Source organism: Synechococcus sp. CC9311, assembly GCF_000014585.1.
Taxonomy (GTDB): Bacteria; Cyanobacteriota; Cyanobacteriia; order PCC-6307; family Cyanobiaceae; genus Synechococcus_C.
This window is the reverse complement of sequence record NC_008319.1, coordinates 1,474,010-1,492,502: the sequence shown is the minus strand read 5'-3', so window position 1 is coordinate 1,492,502 and position 18,493 is coordinate 1,474,010. Positions and strand designations below refer to the sequence as shown.

General features: G+C 50.3%; 20 protein-coding genes. 10 read left to right on the top strand and 10 right to left on the bottom strand.

The features are described from left to right. Positions 1–32 precede the first annotated feature (32 nt). From SYNC_RS07570 to ruvA, 3 genes are read right to left on the bottom strand one after another with little or no spacing between them, the layout of a single operon-like run. A complete protein-coding gene (locus SYNC_RS07570; RefSeq protein WP_011619549.1) occupies positions 33–443 on the bottom strand; it encodes a PAM68 family protein in 411 nt (136 codons plus the stop codon). Between the two features lie 27 nt (positions 444–470). Then, positions 471–740 (bottom strand): 30S ribosomal protein S15, encoded by a 270-nt coding sequence (rpsO, locus tag SYNC_RS07565; RefSeq protein WP_006852884.1) that lies wholly within the window; start codon positions 738–740, stop codon positions 471–473. Positions 741–796: 56 nt separating this feature from the next. After that, entirely contained in the window at positions 797–1,456 is a 660-nt protein-coding gene (gene ruvA, locus SYNC_RS07560) for a Holliday junction branch migration protein RuvA (protein WP_011619548.1), read from the bottom strand. Positions 1,457–3,711: 2,255 nt separating this feature from the next. Here ruvA and SYNC_RS07545 point away from each other — a divergent pair. The 4 genes from SYNC_RS07545 (at position 3,712) to SYNC_RS07530 (ending at position 7,038) form a co-directional block, all read left to right on the top strand. Then, positions 3,712–4,125 carry a hypothetical protein gene (locus tag SYNC_RS07545; protein WP_041426573.1) on the top strand — a complete coding sequence of 138 codons (414 nt, stop codon included), beginning with the start codon at positions 3,712–3,714 and terminating at the stop codon, positions 4,123–4,125. 936 nt (positions 4,126–5,061) lie between these two features. After that, positions 5,062–5,337 carry a hypothetical protein gene (locus SYNC_RS07535; protein ID WP_041426571.1) on the top strand — a complete coding sequence of 92 codons (276 nt, stop codon included), beginning with the start codon at positions 5,062–5,064 and terminating at the stop codon, positions 5,335–5,337. A 973-nt stretch (positions 5,338–6,310) separates the two neighbouring features. After that, the gene (locus tag SYNC_RS15155; RefSeq protein WP_255321977.1) at positions 6,311–6,436 is read left to right on the top strand and encodes a hypothetical protein; all 126 of its coding nucleotides are present in this window, start codon (positions 6,311–6,313) and stop codon (positions 6,434–6,436) included. Between the two features lie 128 nt (positions 6,437–6,564). Continuing rightward, positions 6,565–7,038, top strand: coding sequence for a hypothetical protein (locus SYNC_RS07530; protein ID WP_041427016.1), 474 nt, complete (start codon positions 6,565–6,567; stop codon positions 7,036–7,038). An 18-nt stretch (positions 7,039–7,056) separates the two neighbouring features. Here the strand turns inward: SYNC_RS07530 and SYNC_RS07525 are convergent, their stop codons facing one another. Continuing rightward, positions 7,057–7,971, bottom strand: coding sequence for a DMT family transporter (locus tag SYNC_RS07525; RefSeq protein ID WP_041427015.1), 915 nt, complete (start codon positions 7,969–7,971; stop codon positions 7,057–7,059). Between the two features lie 103 nt (positions 7,972–8,074). Between SYNC_RS07525 and dnaG the strand changes: the two genes are divergently transcribed. Both dnaG and SYNC_RS13815 read left to right on the top strand, forming a co-directional pair. After that, positions 8,075–10,156: a DNA primase gene (gene dnaG, locus SYNC_RS07520; RefSeq protein WP_041426570.1), complete on the top strand. Its 2,082-nt coding sequence runs from the start codon at positions 8,075–8,077 to the stop codon at positions 10,154–10,156. A 218-nt stretch (positions 10,157–10,374) separates the two neighbouring features. Then, a complete protein-coding gene (locus tag SYNC_RS13815; protein ID WP_071813688.1) occupies positions 10,375–10,572 on the top strand; it encodes a hypothetical protein in 198 nt (65 codons plus the stop codon). A 211-nt stretch (positions 10,573–10,783) separates the two neighbouring features. Here SYNC_RS13815 and SYNC_RS14340 read toward each other — a convergent pair whose 3' ends face one another. Further along, on the bottom strand, positions 10,784–10,990 hold the full coding sequence (locus SYNC_RS14340) for a hypothetical protein (protein WP_148201878.1): 207 nt from the start codon (positions 10,988–10,990) through the stop codon (positions 10,784–10,786). 85 nt (positions 10,991–11,075) lie between these two features. Between SYNC_RS14340 and SYNC_RS07515 the strand changes: the two genes are divergently transcribed. Further along, entirely contained in the window at positions 11,076–11,333 is a 258-nt protein-coding gene (locus SYNC_RS07515) for a hypothetical protein (RefSeq protein ID WP_011619533.1), read from the top strand. Beyond that, on the top strand, positions 11,333–11,632 hold the full coding sequence (locus SYNC_RS07510; protein WP_011619532.1) for a hypothetical protein: 300 nt from the start codon (positions 11,333–11,335) through the stop codon (positions 11,630–11,632). The genes SYNC_RS07515 and SYNC_RS07510 overlap by 1 nt, the downstream gene beginning before the upstream one ends. Positions 11,633–11,658: 26 nt before the next feature. Here the strand turns inward: SYNC_RS07510 and SYNC_RS07505 are convergent, their stop codons facing one another. Beyond that, entirely contained in the window at positions 11,659–12,621 is a 963-nt protein-coding gene (locus tag SYNC_RS07505) for an AEC family transporter (RefSeq protein ID WP_011619531.1), read from the bottom strand. A 246-nt stretch (positions 12,622–12,867) separates the two neighbouring features. On the opposite strand from SYNC_RS07505, the gene SYNC_RS07500 reads away from it, so the two are divergent. Continuing rightward, positions 12,868–13,992 (top strand): NAD(P)/FAD-dependent oxidoreductase, encoded by a 1,125-nt coding sequence (locus tag SYNC_RS07500; RefSeq protein ID WP_011619530.1) that lies wholly within the window; start codon positions 12,868–12,870, stop codon positions 13,990–13,992. A gap of 82 nt (positions 13,993–14,074) precedes the next feature. On the opposite strand, the gene SYNC_RS07495 is transcribed toward SYNC_RS07500, so the two are convergent. The 3 genes from SYNC_RS07495 to SYNC_RS07485 all read right to left on the bottom strand — a co-directional run bounded on the left by SYNC_RS07495 (position 14,075) and on the right by SYNC_RS07485 (position 16,984). Then, positions 14,075–15,349, bottom strand: coding sequence for a Y-family DNA polymerase (locus tag SYNC_RS07495; protein ID WP_011619529.1), 1,275 nt, complete (start codon positions 15,347–15,349; stop codon positions 14,075–14,077). 16 nt (positions 15,350–15,365) lie between these two features. Further along, positions 15,366–15,809 (bottom strand): LexA family transcriptional regulator, encoded by a 444-nt coding sequence (locus SYNC_RS07490; RefSeq protein ID WP_011619528.1) that lies wholly within the window; start codon positions 15,807–15,809, stop codon positions 15,366–15,368. 419 nt (positions 15,810–16,228) lie between these two features. After that, a complete protein-coding gene (locus SYNC_RS07485) occupies positions 16,229–16,984 on the bottom strand; it encodes a GAF domain-containing protein (protein ID WP_011619526.1) in 756 nt (251 codons plus the stop codon). Between the two features lie 301 nt (positions 16,985–17,285). Between SYNC_RS07485 and SYNC_RS07475 the strand changes: the two genes are divergently transcribed. Then, positions 17,286–17,699 (top strand): hypothetical protein, encoded by a 414-nt coding sequence (locus SYNC_RS07475; RefSeq protein ID WP_011619524.1) that lies wholly within the window; start codon positions 17,286–17,288, stop codon positions 17,697–17,699. Positions 17,700–17,718: 19 nt separating this feature from the next. Here the strand turns inward: SYNC_RS07475 and SYNC_RS07470 are convergent, their stop codons facing one another. Further along, entirely contained in the window at positions 17,719–18,462 is a 744-nt protein-coding gene (locus tag SYNC_RS07470; RefSeq protein ID WP_148201877.1) for an SGNH/GDSL hydrolase family protein, read from the bottom strand. Positions 18,463–18,493 lie beyond the last annotated feature (31 nt).

The window sequence follows — 18,493 nt, the reverse complement described above, 5'->3', positions numbered from 1 at the left end:
TGGGGGTATGGATCACAAATTACAGCGTTGATTTAACTCTGTTTTTGAGCACGAATTGATTCGCGCATTCGTTGGATATTGGGCTTGATGTGCTCAAATCCAAGCAAGGATCCGGGATTCTGTTCCCAACTGGCAGAGAGAACGCCATAACTCAGACCTCCAAGCCCCAGCAAAAAGAAACCACCTGAGCCAAGCAAGGTGATCCCAGGAGGGACATCCATAATTTGCCTTGAGACCAGGAAATAACTTCCTACAAAAACACCCATCCCCATAATCGAAGGAATGCCAGTGGCGATTGCTACGCGTCTCGCCATTCGGTTAGCAACCGCCTTAGGGATGGGTTGACTGCTTTCTGATTTAGAAGCAGATCGTTTGGATTTTGATTTCGTTCCTTCAGCTGATCGGCTCGGCTCGAAGGGCAGAGAGTTGCGTCGATCAGCCATGCGCTCCTGAAGTCCTGTGCAGCTTGCTTAGCCGCGGATTCCAAGCTTAGAAATGAGATCGCTGTAGCGCTGCTCGCTTTTGCCTCGGACGTAACCAAGCAGACGCTTGCGACGGCCAATCATCTTCAGCAGACCCTGGCGGGATGAATAGTCGTGGATGTTTTGCTGTAGGTGGCTGCTGAGCTTGGAGATGCGCTCGCTCAGCATGGCGACCTGAACCTCTGCCGATCCGGTGTCGGTGGCATGGGTTTGGTGACTGTTGATGAGTTGCTGCTTTTCAGTTGTATCGAGCGACATGCGAAGCGTCCGGCCCTACTTGTGCAAAGAACCAATTTACCTCTTCATGGGCACTCTTACGCTGAAGGGCGGTTCAACCAACGCAGACTGGCGCGTAACCACCCATCCCCGTCATTGGCTGCCGGGACCTCTTCCCCGGTGGCAACTGCACGCATTGCGCGACGGATCTCTAAATCTTCATACCCCAGTGTGCTGAGGGTGAGCTGTAAATCTTGCAGTGGGTCGGGTTCAATCGGCAGCGATTTGAGATCACTCCTGTCCACAAGGGAGAGGTCAGAATGATCACTGTTCTTCTCTGCACTCCAAGCCCCCAGACGATCGCGAAGTTCGACTGCAAGACGTTCTGCTGTTCGTTTTCCGACTCCCTGCGCTTGGGTGAGGCGACGCAGGTCCCCATCAATGATCGCTTCGATCAACTCTGCAGCGCTGCAGCTCTCCAACAATGCCAGTCCCACCTGAGGACCAATACCATTCACGCTGATTAAAACGCGAAACAGGTCCCTTTCCCTTCGATCCGGAAAGCCAAACAAACTCGATCCATCGTCCCTTTGAACCTGATGAATCCAGACGGTGCAAGTTGCGCCTGCGGAGAGAGGTTGCAAATACCTCGAGGCAAGTTGAACCTCATACCCCACTCCAGCGCAAGCAATGACTAATCCCTGACGCCCACCCTGACTCCAGTGTTCGATTCGTTCTCCTCGCAGCCAGCCGATCATGCGAATCCTTCCAATGGGCCTATTGAGGCGTCTAAGGGTGTGTTGTGGTGAAAGGCATTGGACCAGTCAAGCCACCGATCACTGACAGCTGAATCTTGAACAAGCCTCAACATGCAACAACCAACCTTCAGGAGTCTGATGCAGCGACCCTGTGCCATCGAGGGGAGTCAATCCTTGCTTGAACGGTCAATAGGTGATCGCCTCGCTGCCCTGTCAGGGCACAAAAAAAGAAGGCGAATACGCCTTCTTTGGGGGTGTGAGGAGCCAAATCTTGTGAGGAGATGGCCACATCCATAATTAATAAGCATCTGCCATTCAGTCAACTAATCGATACGTAGAGACTTGTTTGCTCAGAGGCTTGAGTCATTTTTTACTGGAAGAGAGGGTGTTTCTTGGGGTGTCAACAAAAACCAAACCTGCTCAAACACAAGGAAAAACTCAACCTGTGTTTGATTTTCAGTCTATTTGGAAGTTCTTAAAGTGTTTGCAAGCCGTTGAGGCCCACCGGTGGCCAGGAGCAACTTGCACTAGCCTCGAACTGTTGTGATACAACGGAGTGGGTAGACACTAGAGATGCATTGTTCGATGCATAAAAGTGTATTTGATGCCTTCTTTGGTAGGCATTAGGAGTTAATCCTATGTCAGCAGTTGACGATTTCTTTATCAGTGAATGGTCTGGTTTTATGGCAATCCAATAAGTAACAAGACGTGTATTGCAGGAAGTTTCCCAACAACTAAGAAAACTTTGTGAGGAGAGCTTCTTCTTGAAATGGAAACGAGGCGACACGTCCTAAAAGAAGCCGAGAAACTCTGCTTTTGGAGTGGTTTCCTTTTGGTATTTGCCTTCTCCAAGGCCTAGTCCACTCTGCTTCACATCCGTCATGCATCTTGTTCCCAGGGATTGTCTTGATTCACGCTTGGTCGAAGAGCCAGGCTGATTGTTGACTAACAACCAGGGACTTGCGCAGCTTCATCAAGTTGTTTCGATGGAAAGGACAGTGCTGCTGACTCCAGCGGGACAACACACGTTTCTTGAGCCTGTCCAAAGCCAGTTGACTAAAGGCACGCGCTCGAGCTAGTACAGGTGTATTGCTTGTGAGGGACTGTGGAGGAGTGGGCCTATGTGGATGAAAGCGAGTTGAGCAACTGCCGTTGTTCAAGCGTGTGTGTGGCATGCCAGCACTTTCGCCATGGCGTAGACCAGCATTGCCGCACGTTGGTGGGGTGCAACATTCGCCTGAAACAACTGCAACAGGGCCAACACCTCACTAAAACCTGCAAGCTATGGGCTCCAACGTGGCAAAGCACAGTGGGCTGGGCCCCGGAGATGGGGTGATTGCGTGCACGCCTTCTGGGCCATGCCTTGTGTGTTGATCTCTCCAGCATGAGCAAGTTCACGAACCCTTGCTTCAAAGCCTTTTGATGGGGTCTATTTTGTTCTCTATTGCTGGATGGCTTTAAACCGTCTGATCGACTTCTCTCTCTCGGCGCTGATTGTTTTTGGAGGTGAATCATTCGTACTCCGCCAATGTTTGATCTAAAACATTTATTAGTTGGATTTTGTTTTAAATGATCATATGGCACGAGCAAATTGGCTGAGATGACAACTTGGTCGAATCGGCTACATCAGCTTGGCTTCACTAAAGAGAAGGAAACAGATGGATCCGAAAGATACCGTCTCTTTCCTGGTAAAAGTACGAATTCGTTTTGGACCCAAATTCTTGTCATCCCAATCGATTACTGCTGGCAAGTCACCTATTCCAGGTCAGAAGTCCAAGTTGGGCTTTGGGAGACGCATGATATTGTGAAAAAAATTGATGTTAATGTTCATTTTAGCCCTATTAGGATGATCGAAGAGATCGTTATTGAAAAGAATAAAAAGCCTGGACTACTTCGACGCTTTTAATATCGATGAATCCATTGGATGAATTTATTTCAGAATATTGGTATTACGAGTACTGCTTTTGGTCCAATAAGCCTTTGAGTAATAGTGACTTGCTTCGCTCTGCTCACTTAGGTTAGGAATCTTGGTTGAATCGTTTAGAGGACCTGCGGTTTTCAGGTCATGAGCTGGTAAGCCAACGGGGCAAAGGGCAGTAGCGACCATTAGGTGCTTTGGATCGCTTTCAGCCCGTTTTCAACGCTTGGCATGGAGACGAGCCTAAAGCTGCTTTGTTCATCGAGTCTTCCATCGTCTAGTAGTGACTAGAGGCTTGCTTCTCTTATGATTGAAATGTGGTTAAAAAAGTGAAACGATGAATCGTCTTAAAGTCTTCGTTGCAATGGCTGGACTAGGGGCTGCAACGATCGCAATGTCTTCGTTGCCTCAGGCCAAGGCAGAAACGAATTCCAATAATCCAGATGGACTCACTATTATGACGTTTAAGCAATGGGCTGATGTGAAGGATAATTGTGTTATTGAGGGCACTGAGGTTTATTCTCGTCTTGGGAATGCAGGCCGCTGGGAGAAAAAAGCTCAGCTCTGGGATAAGGATTGCGTGAAGAAGACAATGAAAAAAAGAGGATATGCAAATGCTGTTGTTTTCGATCCTGACGAAATGTCTGATTTCAAAAAGAAAACCTGCGATCTTTATGAAACATCAGTTGTCCGTGTTGATGGAGTTGTTGTTGAAAGAAAATTCGGATCTGCCTTTGAAAAATGTCAATAGTCCCTTTGTGACGGTGAAGGCTGGTTCATTCTTGGCCTTGTCTCAGGGATGATGGAGTCCGATCGTTCTTCCAATGTTCCTGTCTATGTGGAATGGATAGAGCCTTCGCCTCATGCCCTGACTTCAGGAGCGTCACGCTCAAAGCCCTGGAAAGCATTTGAGAGCAAGGCAATGTCCCTCAACTTCTTGCGGGCTTCTAAATCGCAAGAAGTTGATTGATTGTGGGACTGTCGACCCCGTCCAAAGAGTCACTCGACCATTCTTTGCCAAACGCCGTCACGGCAGGTGAGAAAAGTTCTCAATAGCTGTGACGAATGAGTGAGTTGCGTGAATAAAGCTGAGTCCTCGTGATTGCAACCTCTTCCACTCCTTCGCTCAGCTCTTTCAGTCAGCAGTCCGACCCTATCCATGACATCCAGGCCGACAACCCATCCATTTGCAGCTGGGTTGAACAGTCAATGTGTTGTCGGGAGTTGGCTGGACCAGTTCACTTGGAAACGGTGTGACAATCGCTTTAGTGTTGGTGATTACTGGCACAGTGCCAGTCCAGACGCAGAATGGTCGTGTGAGGAGGGCTTCTTCACGGAGTGGAAACAAGGCAACACGCCCTACGAGAAGCCGAGAAACCCTGCCTTTGGCGGGGTTTTCTTTTGTCCGACGATTCTGAGATGCCCGGAAGGTGAAGATCACTTCATTGGCTGGATTCAGTCAACCAGTCGTAGTTGTTGATCACGGACCAAAAAAACGAGCGGTTTCTCAGGCCGCTCGCGTTCTCCCTTGTGTCAGCAGCTCGACGCCGCTGGGCAAAGCATCTTGGATCTCCCTGCTTTTGTTTGTAGCGATACACACCCATTGCTGAGCCGTTCAAACTTCAGTGATGGGAAGTTTTCGAAGAGATTCTGCTTGTCATCGTTGAACTGAAGGGAGGCAATCGGCATGGTCACCAAGATGTATATGCGAGCTCATACGCAGCAGCGCAACAGCTCGAATGAAGCAGCATCCAATCGCGATCAGAGATCGATGCATGACAACTACAAACCGAATGTCTGCGGTCGGATTGCCTTGATGGTGGTGAACAACTGCGGAAGGGATTCAGGTGCTGATGCGTGTGAACCAAGCGGTGGCTTCACCACCAAAGTTGATACGCCTAAGCCTCGCTGGGTCCACGGTTGTCGCGTTTGTCGAGGAGTTTGGCGTTTCGATTGCCAATAACCCTGAGTGCTTGATAGAGGACGGGGTGGCTGAAATGCTGACAACAAGGCTTGATGCAGCAATGAATCAGCATTCTTCTTCCATAAGGAGAGGCCGCCTCTCCCAGATGGAAAAGACGGCCTAGCTCGCTCGTTTATTCATATCGCAAACCATTAATCAGTGAATCTGTATCGCGGAAGACTGAACCTCGTATCGAAAACAGTGAACTGAAAGATTGGCGCGAAGCGACTGTCTGCAGGATCACCTGGGGCCGGGGCTCTAGGTGTGGGGTCGTGTTCTCCGTAGGGCACCTAGGACGGTGCAGATGGAGTATCGATTGGCGTGGCGCGCAAGGCATTGCCTACCAAAGGAACAACCCACGTCTTGTTGAGACTGTTGGAGCAGGGACCTGAAGTCAGCTTGCTTCTGCTGATAACTCAGGTGGAGTGTCGTCTGTCAAAGCGCCTCCGATCTCGATGTCCATAGTTTGCGTCAGCGGAGCACACTTGCCATCGGTGTAAAGGCGCATTGCCTTCACAGCAAAAACCACTGAAACTTGGAATGGCGTGCCTCATCAGCAGAGGTCGTCAGCCAGTAGCGATCTTCTTCCATCATTCAGTGAGATGGAATCCACGGCTTTAGAGACGCTTGATTGGATCGTTTCATGATGAAAACCGATCAAATCTGCAACTCTCGAGCGTCTTATCGGTTCACTGCGTCAACAGCTAATCCTTGATCTTTGAGTGATTCCAAGCGTCTGATTCGCTTCGTTCATGTTGGAGTTCGGGACCACCTTCGATCAACGAAGGATTGAATGAGTCGATTTTGCTCATTCGATCGCCTACTCCATTGTGATGTCGCAGTCATAACCGCTTTCCGAACAGTGCGGCCTTTCGCCACAAGGGTGTGGGTGATAACCACCACGGATGGGCGGTTCTACCTATCGCATCTGGCTCATCGCCTTCCTAGAACAAATGCATTGGAACATTCACTCATGGAAATCCATACCGCTCATGCTCAACCGATGGGGAGCTTGATTTTTGAAGGCCATCACAAACCGTTTCATGCCTTGGCCTGTCCTCTCAATCCTCAGTTGGTACGGATTGCCAAGAAAAAGTAATCAGGTCATACCGCATCCGTCATTCAGCAGCCCTCCGCTTCGGGCAAATTTTTTGCTCCTTGACTGCTGGATTGCTGTCAAAATTCATTCAATTGGCAACTATCGTTGTCAGCATTGATTGGCTGCTCATGCCGCCTGCCCCGCCAAGCCTGAACGTTTGGATGAGATCGCTAAAGCGCAGCGTTCAACGTGTGCTGGTTGTTTGCGTGCTGTTGCTTCTTAACCTTGGATTAACCGGTTGCGGACCAGCCGATCAACCTCCACGCGGTGTGTTGCTGAAAGCGCTGGGGCTGCAAATTCAATTGACTCAAACAGCGATTGCCCAGTCCCTTGAATTAGATCCTGTGGGTGTGCCAGAAGTGAGTCGTGTTCGCATAGAAGAGCAGGAGTCCATCCGTCTTGGTGAGCAACGTGGAATTCATCTCACCGGACGCTTCGATTGGCGCCTTCCCGCTGATTCAGTGCGTGTAGATAGTCCTTTTGAGCTGTTCTTAGAGCGGGGTGAACGTGGGCAAAGTTGGCGTTTAGCCCGACCGGTTGGTTCCAGCGATGGAACCTCACAAGATTGGATCACCCATCCTTTGCCGATCGATTCGCTTTGATGTGTCAGTCGATAGGTTTCAGCTTTCAGCCTTGCGAGCAGTCCTGGCACTCAGGCTGATCAGCGTGGCCCCTAATACGCATAAGGCTCCAAGCACCACAGCACCGGTAATCGGTTCGGCAAAAAACAGCACGCCCCAAAGTGCCGCAAACACCACTTGGACGTAATTGATCGAGGTGGCACGCGCTGCGGGCAGGGCGGATAGGCCTTCGGTTAACCAGATCTGTCCGATCTGCGTGAACAACCCAACTCCGATCAGCCAGACCCACTCGGTTGGATTGGGCCACAGCGTGGCCTGCCCCCAGAGCAACGGCAGGGTTGCTGGAACCGATACCAAGGGGAAATAAAAGACGATCACGAGTGGGTGCTCTTGAACCGAAAGTTGACGCACACTCACGTAGGCCAGTGCCGTCAGCAACGCACCGCCTAGGCCGATCAAAGCTGCCATGGCAGGCAGGCTTCCCATCGTGCCGCCCACCCATTCGGGCTGAACCACCAACGTCACCCCCAGTAGGCCTAACAGCACAGCGATGCCGATTCGGCGTCGGATGGGTTCGCCTAAAAGTAGCCATGCCGCCAGTGCTGTCAGCGTTGGGTAGGTGTATTGCAGCAGGGTTGCTGCCGCGAGTGGAAGCCGAGCGAGGGCCTCAAAGAAACACAACAAGGCTGCAGTCCCTAATCCTCCACGGATCAACAACAACCCACGTTGCTCGCCCCAGGGCGAGACCTTGAGACGACGCAACATTGCCAGGGTGATGGCAATGCTGATCAAGGAGCGCACCAGAACGACTTCTGCCACTGGCAGGCGTCCTCCCAGGTGTTTCACGCAAACAGTCATCAAACTGAACGCCAATGCACAGGCGATCAGGGCACCGCAGGCTCGCCACTCCTTAGCGGACTGGCTGCCTCGTATCGCACCTAACAGCCCCTGCATGGTTGTTCCGACGACACCTGCCAACCATGGCGCATTGCGTTGAACAGTCACTGCGCATCGTGTTGAACAGCCAAAACGGCATCGGGGCTCGCAGAATGGAGACATGGCGATGCCCCGTCTACATCCCCGCACCATCGACGCCGTTAAGGAGCGCGCCGACATCGTTGATGTGGTGGGTGAGCACGTGGTGCTCAAAAAAAAGGGACGGGAATTCGTTGGCGTTTGCCCGTTTCATGACGACAGCAAGCCGTCGATGACGGTGTCGCCGCAAAAGCAGTTTTATTACTGCTTTTCCTGCGGCGCGGGTGGCAATTCCATCAAGTTTTTGATGGAATTCCAACGGCAGAGCTTCAGCGACGTTGTTCTGGATTTGGCGCGACGGTATCAACTGCCGGTGGAAACGGTTGACGGTCCTCAACAGGAGCGTCTCCGTCAACAACTCTCGCGGCGTGATCACCTGCATCGTGCGTTGGCCCTCGCCTCCGGTTGGTTTCGCAGTCAGCTGAAGAGTGCGTCGGGCAAAGAGGCCCTGGCTTACCTGCGCGATCAGCGTGGCTTGAGCGAAGCCACGATGGAGACCTTCGAGCTCGGCTATGCCCCCGATCAGTGGGACGGTTTGCTCAAGCATCTTCAACACGTTGAGGGTTTATCGCCAGAGCTGCTTGAGTCAGCAGGCTTGGTCGTCCCAAGGAAAGGAGGCAACGGGTTTTATGACCGCTTCCGTGGCCGTGTCATCGTTCCGATTCGTGATCGCCAGGGACGGGTCATTGGCTTTGGCGGTCGAAGTCTCGATGGCAGCGATCCCAAGTACCTGAACTCACCTGAAACAGAGGTCTTTGAAAAAGGCAAGCACCTCTTTGGTCTCGATCAGGCGGCCAATGCGATCCGTAAGGACGATCGCGCTGTGGTGGTGGAGGGCTATTTCGACGTCATCGCCTTGCATGCGGCGGGAGTCACCAATGCTGTGGCGTCACTTGGTACGGCCCTTAGCGGTCAACAGATCACCCAACTGTGCCGGTGCAGTGACGGCAAACGCATCGTTCTTAATTTTGATGCCGATCGTGCAGGGATCCGAGCTGCGAACCGCGCGATCGGTGAGGTGGAGCAGCTTGCGCTTCAAGGACAGTTGGAGTTGCGAGTTCTCCATACACCTTCTGGGAAAGATCCAGATGAGTATTTAAAGGATCATGGAGCTGGTGACTATCGCGCCCTGCTTGATCAGGCACCGCTTTGGCTCGATTGGCAGATCGAACAGGTGCTGGAAGGCCGTGATCTGACCAAGGCTGATCAGTTCCAACAAGCTGTTAGCGGTTTGGTGGAGCTGTTAGGCAAGCTTCCTCAATCAGCAATTCGCACCCACTACCTCCAGCAAGTTGCGGAGCGCTTAAGCGGTGGCCAAGGCCGTTTGGCGTTGCAGTTGGAGCAGGATTTGCGCCAACAGGTGCAAGGTCAACGCTGGCATGGACGCTCAGCCCGGCATGAAAAGGCTGGTGAAGTCAGCCAACGAGAGCGTTGTGAAGCCGAGATCCTGCGCATTTACCTGCACTGTCCGATTCACCGCTCCCAGGTGCGGTGCGAATTACGCCAACGTGAGTTGGAAGACTTCGCTCTTCAGCACCACCGTCTGTTGTGGTCTGCAATTACCGACCTTGAAGAGGGCAATATCGGCTCCGGTCGGCTAGAGGCGATCAGTCGGGGCAAAGATCCTGGTCATGAGTTGGCCGATCTGGATCTACCTCGTTTGCTTACCGATCAGCTGCTGCTGGAAAACAGCGCCTTAGTGGCCAGGTTGACGCCGCTTTTAGAACCCGCGGAGCTGCAGCGTTTGGCGTTGGCGCGTCCCATGGATGTTTTACGGGGCACCGCGGCTATTTTGGAGCGACAGAAGAGTCATAAACGTTGCCGTCACTTGCTAGAGGCTTGGGGTAGTCAACGGCTTGAAACTCTGGAACGGTGCATTGCTTCGCTGATTGCTAAAGAGCAAGAGCAGACAGAATCGGCAGGGGGAGAGGATATGGAAGGTCGTATTCAGGAAATGTTTGAACAGCTGAATGCGGATGCACTTCGATTGCAAGAGCTTTATTACTCCGAGAGGAAGCATATTCAGCATCTTGATCAACAACGCTGTGCTGGTTATGAGGTTGCTGTTGCTAACCCCCCTGAATTCATTCCTCCTGCGGCTTGATGGATTGGCGCTAGCCCAGCACCTGTATATCTTGATTTCACAACACCAGTGTTCCTCACCCTTGAATCAGCGGATGCAGATCGTCGCGTGGATGTGTCATTTGATCCAACGAGGTGTTCAAGATGATGGACAGAGACGGAGAACCCCTCCGTTTGACCTCATAAATGATGCCGCAGTGTTTTTTTAGAGCTAGACATAAAGGGTGTTCTTCAATACCAATGAAAACTGCGCTCGCCACTCTCATTGTTGCTCTTGCAGCACCTATGGCTGTCTCAGCTGCTCCAGAGGTACCTGACTCTGTCATGAGTGCAATTCAAGAGGCGTGCAATGCCTCTGTTGCTGGTAATAGTCAAGCTACTCAATCAGATGAAAACTGCATTGCAAGAGCGGTAGCCGTTTATAAGAAATCCCACTGATAGGACTACCAATATATCGCTGATCTAAGCGATAGAAGTTGAGCCTGAATCTTTTCTCGGTCCATCGCTCAATTTTGGTTTTTTGAGCCCTGCTGTCAGCAGGGCTTTTTTTTGCCAATCTTCACGTTGAGCGATTCTGATTGTTGTTCAGAGTAGGAATAGTTTTTTGCTTTTCTATCAAGCAAATCAACGAAGCTGTCGGCTTTCAGGATCAGATCGAATCTTTTGCTATGGCTACATTCGTCACAACGTCATCGTGATGGCTAACAGTTAGAACCGCCACTGCTCCACACGGATGGCTTGCGATGGTGATGGAAAACCATCCCGGCTCTTTCAAGTGTGGATCAACCTCAAGATCACTTGGCTTCACTGAGACGTGCCAACAGTGTTCGGTGTGGCAAGCAGCCAACGACGCCATCACATCTCAATGGCCTTCGAGAAAGGCTTGCAATAGTCCTGGAGATCTTGCATCACTGATAATGGGTGAACAGTTCTTCTCAGCGATGTCTGAATTTTTTGAAGCGATCTGGCATGGAGAAGGAATCGGTGATGGTGGCGATCTCGATGAAGCCCTTCAGGCCTTCGTGGTTGTGAAGCCTCAAAATAATGATTGGATCGAGGCGTGTGCTGTTGAGGGTGCTAACCCTCGTATCGAGCGTTTCGCCTCCTTCGATTCCTATCTTGATAATCAGGATGCTCTTGAAGTGATTACGGTGACTCCTCAGATGATTGCAGTCGCGATTGAGCAGTTGCCCGTTTGATGGCTGATTCCACGATTGACTTTTCGACCTACACGCCAGTGAACCACCTCTGGCCTGCTTTTGTGGAACGATTGGGATCTGAGAAAGCACAGCAAGCAGTGCGTCAGGCTCTTGATCTTCAAGGCATGAGTGGGAATGCCCGCAGCCTTCCCGTTCTGTTTGTTGAAACCTGCGGCCTGGCTCTCGCTCATACAGATCTTGTGCGAGAACAGACAGGCCTTAATAGCCACGGATATCGCATGGTTTTATTGCTCAGTCGACGTGAATTGGAAGTGCAGTTGTTGCAAGATTCTTTGTGAATTAGTGTCTATTCTTTAGCGTACACTTAAGTCACTAATGTTGGGTATTCCCTGGCAAGCATGGCAATAACGACTGCCATTGTCACCATGGAAAGAATCGTTGTTCCCGCTACAATTGATTCAGTTTCTTCAACATAAACATCGTGTGATCGGGCTACGGCATATTGGCATTTTGCTGTAGGTACTGCGCTGCATAGAATCACGGCAACCGAAGGTGCCGGTGGCAACTTGACCAGGTCACAAATTATCCAAGCAAGTACCGGCATCAGGAATAATTTAAAAAAGGTACATTCACTTACGATGCGAATGTGGTTTTTGAAAAGCGTGAAATTCAACTGAGCTCCAATGGCAAAGAGTGCGACTGGTGCTGTTGTGATACCAACTGCGTTTAAGCTCGTGCTTAAGATGCTTGGGAATTGGAAGCCTAGGAAAGAAAGAATTAAGCCCAACACCATAGCAATGAAGTAATTTGCTTTCATTGCTTTGCCGATTGAAACGAGTATTTTTCGCACATCTAGTTTTGAATTGTCTTCTGAGGTGTATTCATAGATGATAGATGTTGTTTGTAGTCCAATGATTAAAACAATCACTCCGATCACGCCATACGTTGCACCTCCCACTGGAAGCATGATGGCCAGGATTGGCAGTGCAATCATGCAGGTATTTGAATAGGAAGCGGCAGCGGAAAAGTAAGATCCAATTAATAGATTCTGACGCTTAACGATCCTTGCGTATGAATAGGCTATAGCGAATACAATCGCGGATACTAATAGGTATCCGCCGAAGAATTCAGCATACTTTGAAAGGTTTTTGAACATGTCCTGCCTTGTCATGTCAAGGACAATCATGCAGGGGATTGATATGTTTAGGACATAGCCAATTAAGATTCCGCTATTGCTGGGGTCGAATTTCTTGGTTCGTTTCGCGATGTAGCCAATGCATAAGTATGCAATGACTGGAAAAATTGCCTTGAGGATTGATCCTGGCATTTTGAGCCTATTTGCGTGCTTGTATTTAAGGCGTAAAAAGTGACGGTGTCAATTTCTTGTTGCTATAATCTGTTTTCTTTAGCGCTTAGGAAATTAGCATGCATAATCACGGTGGCCGAGGGTGCTGATAGCAGTATTAAGTTGTCTTTTCTGATGTTGATATTTCCTGTTCTTGGCTATAAAATTATCTTAACCACTCAGATCGGCTCGCTTTCGTCTTCTGGGTTCATTGCTTGGGATTGACTGATGAAAAAGGTGTTGGTGATAGGTGGAGGGATAGCTGGATTAACGCTTGCCTTAGCCCTTAAGAAAGTTGGGATTCCTGTCGCCGTTCATGAAAAATATAATCATTACCAAAATCAGAAAACAGGATTTCTGATTTGGAGTTACGCGATCAAAATCTTGCAGGATTTAGGAGTTCCTGTCGATGAGGTAGGCGCACCCCTCGAAGCGTTTCGAATCCATGGTCGAAAGGGAAGATTTGTTTGTAAGATGCCAATCGGTTCGGTTTCGCGATTGCATGGAGCAAATAGTTATGAAGTTAATCGATATCGTCTTTCCGAATTGCTATCTAGGATGGTTGGTGATGATTTAATTCTTGGGAGTGAATGTACTTCCGTCTCTAGTGTTGATGGCCAAGCGATAGCAACTTTTGCTGATGGTGGTTCGGATCAAGGTGATATTTTGATTGCCTGTGATGGCTCTAATAGTGTTGTTAGGAAGTTTATTCATCCAGGAGTTCATCTCAGAATGCTTGGTGCTGGTGGTTGGATCTCAGTGATCAATCAGCGACCTCCATTGTTGCCATTGAACACTCAAATGGAGTTTTGGCAGCCAGGGGTGAAAGCAGGTGTTGCTGATCTTGGGCATGGTGAAACACGCTGGTATGTTGCTTTTAAAAACTATGTTCCTAGTGCAGTTGAATCCAAAAAAGATCAGATTCTCAATCGCATGAAGCCGCTTCCTGAGATCATCAAGTCTTGTTTGGAATGCACTGATGAAGATCAAATGGTGCCTACTCAGGCCGGAGATCTTTTGGCTTTGTCACCTTGGTATCGTGATCGGGTTTTGATGATTGGTGATGCTGCCCATGCCACTAGTCCGTATGCCGGAATGGGTGCCTGTTCAGCGATTGCTGATGCTTCATTGCTTGCAGATTTGATTGCTTCTGGTCGGTCAGTTCCTGCCATATTTCAAGACTTCCAAGCGGTACGTAAGCCAGCAGCAGATTCAGTGATTAAGGACTCTCGACGTGGCCTTGATTTATCAACTTGTGGTGATCTCAAAGGCTGGGTTCGCGATTGGATGTTTACGAACATGCCAGAGAAGAAATTGAATCAGATCGTGACTGACATGGTGACTGGTCATTGAACAATTCCATCGTCTTTGATCTTTGTTTGTGGTGTCTATGAAGCACGGCGCTCTTTTGGATCTTTTTTGAGGCTTTCATCTCTTATGCCTTCACCACAGGCACGTCACTCAATCGAGTTGTGGCGGCCCGACCCAGCCGTTCGCGTCGCATGGCCCAGCTGGGATCCAGACCGCAGGCGGCCCATTGCACCGTGCCTCGCCCATAGCGGTGATTGAGACGATCGACCGTTGCCATCAATCGCTCCCGTCTCTGCTGATCTTCCTCCGTACAGGGCACCCATAGATGTTGTTGAAGTTGATCGACTCCCTGTAGGTGTTGCATCAGCACTCCTGCCTTCGCTAGCGCGCGGTGCGGTTGAAAAATGCGTTCCACCAGGGGTAACGCAGCTTCCAACAACACACCCGTGTCGTTGCTGGGTAGATCAAGGCTGGTGCTGGCAGCTCGGCTGTAAAAGCCTGGAATGAATGGGCTTGTGCGCGTATAAATCGTGAGAGCTGCTGTGCGTTGATGCTGCTTTCGCAGTTTTTCAGCCGCTCGCACCACATAGGTCGCTACCGCTTCGCGGAGTTCTTCCAGGCTGGTAATTGGATGACTGAAGCTGCGGCTGACGCAGGTCTCCTGTTTTGGAGAGGGGTCGAGATCAAGAGGCAGGCAGGCATGGCCTTGCAGTTCTCTTTGGAGCCGAACTCCCACCACACCGGCTTTAGCGCGCAGATATCCACTGGGCATATCACGGAGCTCACGGGCGTTGACCACTCCCCGCATTCGGCACCAGAGAGCGAGTTTGCGGCCGATCCCCCAGACGTCCTCAATGGAAATCGTTTCCAGCCAGCGATCGGGATCACGACACAATCCAAGATCAAAGAATCCGGCGTGGGCCGGTACTACTTTCGCTAGGCGGTTGGCGAGCTTGGCTTGTCCTTTGCTGGCTCCGAGACCAATGGCAATGGGTAAACCGAGGTTGCGTCGAGCCAAGGTTCTCAATCGCTGTGCCCATGGATGCAGATTTCCGTCCGATGGGCGGCTGAGCCGGGCAAACGCTTCATCAATGGAATAGATCTCCAGATCCTCCACCTGGCTTTCCAGCAAACTCATCAGCCGTTGACTCATGTCGGCGTAGAGCGCGTAATTCGAGCTGCGAATCACAACATTGTGCTGTTCTAGATGCCGCTTCGCCTTGAAATAGGGGGTGCCCATAGCGATGCCAAGAGCGCGTGCTTCAGCGCTACGGGCCACGATGCATCCATCATTATTTGAGAGCACCACCACTGGCCTGCCGATCAGGGCCGGATCCAGGCTCTGCTCGCACGAGGCATAAAAATTGTTGGCATCAATAAGAGCCGTGACCTGGGTCATTGCGACGACGTGAGCGTTAAAGCGGATGGATGACGTGAATTGCGACGCCCCAGATCTGCACATCTCCGCAATGATGGAGATCTAAATGGGGATAGTCAGGGTTGGCCGCTTCCAGGCGTAGATGGCCGCGATGGCGAACTAGGCGTTTGAGAGTGAAAGCCCCATCCAGGATGGCTACCACCACTCGGCCAGGGTGAGGGTCGAGGCTGCGATCGACCACTAATAGATCGCCATGATGAATGCCCTCGCCAGTCATCGAGTCGCCGCTTACACGCAGAAAAAAGGTGCTGCTGGGATGGCGAATCAGTTGTTCATTGAGATCGATCCCCACGTCGATGTAGTCGTCAGCTGGGGAGGGAAACCCTGCGGCAATCTGGTCATGCGCCAGAGGAAGGCAGAGGCTTTCACGCTGGAGTCGCAGAGGCTGGGGTGGCTCCAGCGATATCCGATCCACTTTCACGGAAGCTCACGTTCACACTCATTTAATAGTACAAACGTTCTGATTGCTTTTCTGTTGTTTCCCGGCGTGCGCCGTCCGCGGCATGGGCTTGCCAAGGCCTAACTGCTCGTTCGCCCACTGTGCTGTTAGGACTGCGAGTAAGTCGTCCCTGGTGCCGAAAAGACGGATCATCGCAGTTTAATGAGAATTGTTCGCAATTCAATCCGAAAGGGGGCGAAATTGCAAGTGATTCTCATTTGCTGGGGATTGAGGGGAAGCTGGCCCTCTGGATCCCCGCTTGCAAGGCCATCTTTGGCTGATCCCTGGGTGGCCATGCTTTGAAGCCGATGCCAGGCCTATGGACACCAATCTCAAAGACAGGAGGCCTGGCGTTTTGCGTAACTTGAAGGAGGCGGTATGCGCTGTTTCAGTAGCAACTTTTAGAGCACAATCTTTTGGTTTGTTGACTTGCATTCCAGCTTGGACTGTTCTTCTGACTGCCAGACTTCAAGAACATCAGGAAAGTGTTCTTCAATGCATGAATCGCAAATTCCATGACTGAAATTCAGATTAGTACGCTTAGATAGATATCGATCTAGATGTAACCAATGCCCATCAGTGTCTTTTGCTTTTCGACAGTAAGAACAGGTTGAAATGATATTTCCATTGTCTGCGAGTGAACAATAAGATTCAATTAATTTGATGGATCTTTTCCTTAGCTCAAGAAAGGCAACTGCTTGCCTGGACAAGGATTCCATGATGCTGAATTGTATGTCTGTAAGCCCATGTGGCTCTCGATCAATCACACAGAGCGTCCCAATTCTGTGATTTTCGTCGTTCTGCAAGGGAAAGCCTGCATACAGTCTGATCTTTGGGTCTCCTTTGACCAGGGGATTGTCAAAGAAGCGTTCGTCTTTTAACGCATCTTCAACGATTAACGGTTCAGAGGAGTGAATCGCATGAGCACAGAATGACCAGTCGCGCACAGTTTCTTCGGCTTCAATGCCAACCTTGGCTTTAAACCATTGTCGATCTGAATCAACCAGGCTCAGGAGAGCAATGGGAGTGCCACATGTAAGAGAAGCTATTTTCGTTATATCATTGTAATTTTCTTCGGGTTTTGTGCCAAGAATTCTGTATTCACTAAGTGCTTTTAGTCTTTCCGATTCATTTTTGGGAATATCTGGCTTTTTCAAGTGAGAAGTAGTGCTGATTCCAATAGTTTTATTCGCAATCGCTTGAAGTGCATAAAGCACAATAAAAGTTTATTTGATATCGCTGATGCTTTTCGTTGTTCCTTCGTTGTTGGCTAGTAGGGATTTGCAAAATTGCTGAACTGAATCGGATGGTTGCAGCGTTCAATGGGCGTGAGCCGGTGAGCTGTGCCGTGGACAGTCTTGGTTGGTCTGATTGGAGTTGTAGAAGTTCCCTGCAGGCGCAAAAACGAGGCGAGGAGTTCGTAGTCGATCAAGATGGTTGTCTCTGAAGCTTCTGCTGATGGCCGATTCTCCCTATCTCCTGGCAATCGCCCTGTTTGAGCAGAATGGGAAACGAGCCATGCCCCTCGGGGGACGATCTTTGCCATTGGATGCGACGCAAGCTGGAGAGGGGGTTCCTGAGCAGATAGCCCGTGAGCTGGCTTTGGAACTCCTTCTTCGCATCTGGCAACGCAGTGATCAGGGGCCTTTGCAACGTGACGAGGTGGCTGGAAGTTTGCTGATGGCTGAATTGGGCATGGAGCATTTGCCTGAGGCTTTACCGCGTCTCAAAGCGTCCTGGCTTAACACCGGGGATAGCGCAGCCTTTCAGCAGGGACTGTTGGCGATCACGTCACGCTGTTGGAGTGTGAGTATTGCCAAATTTGAGCCAATTACATTTACTGCACTTGAAGCCTTGCCGTTGGAAGGCTGAACGGGCAGCTGACTCGGTCTCACGATGAAATGGCTGTGATGAGTTCTGCCAATCCAGCAGCAATGGAGTCCTGCTGATCTGCACCGAAGTGAACACCGTCTAAAGGAGATGTTTCAGCAATAGCTTGAGTATCGAAAAAGAACACCGACTCCTGTTCAGCAAGGTTGCGATAGAGGGAGGGAAGCATTCGAGACTTTTCGGCGGCTCCTTTGAATCCCCAAGCAAGAGATTGTGGTGTGGTTTGAATGACTCCAGGAGTCACTAAAACAATCGTGGGGGGGTGATTGGAATAACGCGGCCCACATTGATAGGACATGCGTATATCGTGGATAAGAATTTTAGCTCCAGATGTAATCTCTTCCGGAGATAAATGTAAGTGGCTTTTGCAGTCATTGCATCCAAGCGCAAGAAGTACAACGTTGAGGGGTTTACAGCTGTGCAGAATCATGGACAAGTCTTGTCTGCCATTGCAGCTGTAGTCACCACCATAATTAACAGCTCCCAGAGGATCATCCATCACCCAGGTTCTTGAATTTAAGCCTTGTTCAATGACATTCCAGCTTTGATGATTGAGATTTTGCTGATTCAGAATCTGTTGGAGACGATTGGGCCAGCGTGTTTTAAATGGCAGGCGCCCACTCCCATCAGGCGCCATTCCCCAGGTGTTGGAGTCTCCAAAACACAAAATACTTTTTGGCTCCATGATGTCTTGATCCAATGCCTGGATCGATGATTGATCTGATGATTGAGTGGAAGACAGCATTACGACTCGCAGTAGGCCAAGGAGAAAGTCT

Excerpts from the sequence above, each read along its gene's own strand:
- SYNC_RS07570 (WP_011619549.1), bottom strand. The coding sequence starts at position 443 with ATGGCTGATCGACGCAACTCTCTGCCCTTCGAGCCGAGCCGATCAGCT.
- rpsO (WP_006852884.1), bottom strand. The coding sequence starts at position 740 with ATGTCGCTCGATACAACTGAAAAGCAGCAACTCATCAACAGTCACCAA.
- ruvA (WP_011619548.1), bottom strand. The coding sequence starts at position 1,456 with ATGATCGGCTGGCTGCGAGGAGAACGAATCGAACACTGGAGTCAGGGT.
- SYNC_RS07545 (WP_041426573.1), top strand. The coding sequence starts at position 3,712 with ATGAATCGTCTTAAAGTCTTCGTTGCAATGGCTGGACTAGGGGCTGCA.
- SYNC_RS07535 (WP_041426571.1), top strand. The coding sequence starts at position 5,062 with ATGGTCACCAAGATGTATATGCGAGCTCATACGCAGCAGCGCAACAGC.
- SYNC_RS15155 (WP_255321977.1), top strand. The coding sequence starts at position 6,311 with ATGGAAATCCATACCGCTCATGCTCAACCGATGGGGAGCTTGATTTTT.
- SYNC_RS07530 (WP_041427016.1), top strand. The coding sequence starts at position 6,565 with ATGCCGCCTGCCCCGCCAAGCCTGAACGTTTGGATGAGATCGCTAAAG.
- SYNC_RS07525 (WP_041427015.1), bottom strand. The coding sequence starts at position 7,971 with ATGCAGGGGCTGTTAGGTGCGATACGAGGCAGCCAGTCCGCTAAGGAG.
- dnaG (WP_041426570.1), top strand. The coding sequence starts at position 8,075 with ATGGCGATGCCCCGTCTACATCCCCGCACCATCGACGCCGTTAAGGAG.
- SYNC_RS13815 (WP_071813688.1), top strand. The coding sequence starts at position 10,375 with ATGAAAACTGCGCTCGCCACTCTCATTGTTGCTCTTGCAGCACCTATG.
- SYNC_RS14340 (WP_148201878.1), bottom strand. The coding sequence starts at position 10,990 with ATGGCGTCGTTGGCTGCTTGCCACACCGAACACTGTTGGCACGTCTCA.
- SYNC_RS07515 (WP_011619533.1), top strand. The coding sequence starts at position 11,076 with ATGTCTGAATTTTTTGAAGCGATCTGGCATGGAGAAGGAATCGGTGAT.
- SYNC_RS07510 (WP_011619532.1), top strand. The coding sequence starts at position 11,333 with ATGGCTGATTCCACGATTGACTTTTCGACCTACACGCCAGTGAACCAC.
- SYNC_RS07505 (WP_011619531.1), bottom strand. The coding sequence starts at position 12,621 with ATGCCAGGATCAATCCTCAAGGCAATTTTTCCAGTCATTGCATACTTA.
- SYNC_RS07500 (WP_011619530.1), top strand. The coding sequence starts at position 12,868 with ATGAAAAAGGTGTTGGTGATAGGTGGAGGGATAGCTGGATTAACGCTT.
- SYNC_RS07495 (WP_011619529.1), bottom strand. The coding sequence starts at position 15,349 with ATGACCCAGGTCACGGCTCTTATTGATGCCAACAATTTTTATGCCTCG.
- SYNC_RS07475 (WP_011619524.1), top strand. The coding sequence starts at position 17,286 with ATGGCCGATTCTCCCTATCTCCTGGCAATCGCCCTGTTTGAGCAGAAT.
- SYNC_RS07470 (WP_148201877.1), bottom strand. The coding sequence starts at position 18,462 with ATGCTGTCTTCCACTCAATCATCAGATCAATCATCGATCCAGGCATTG.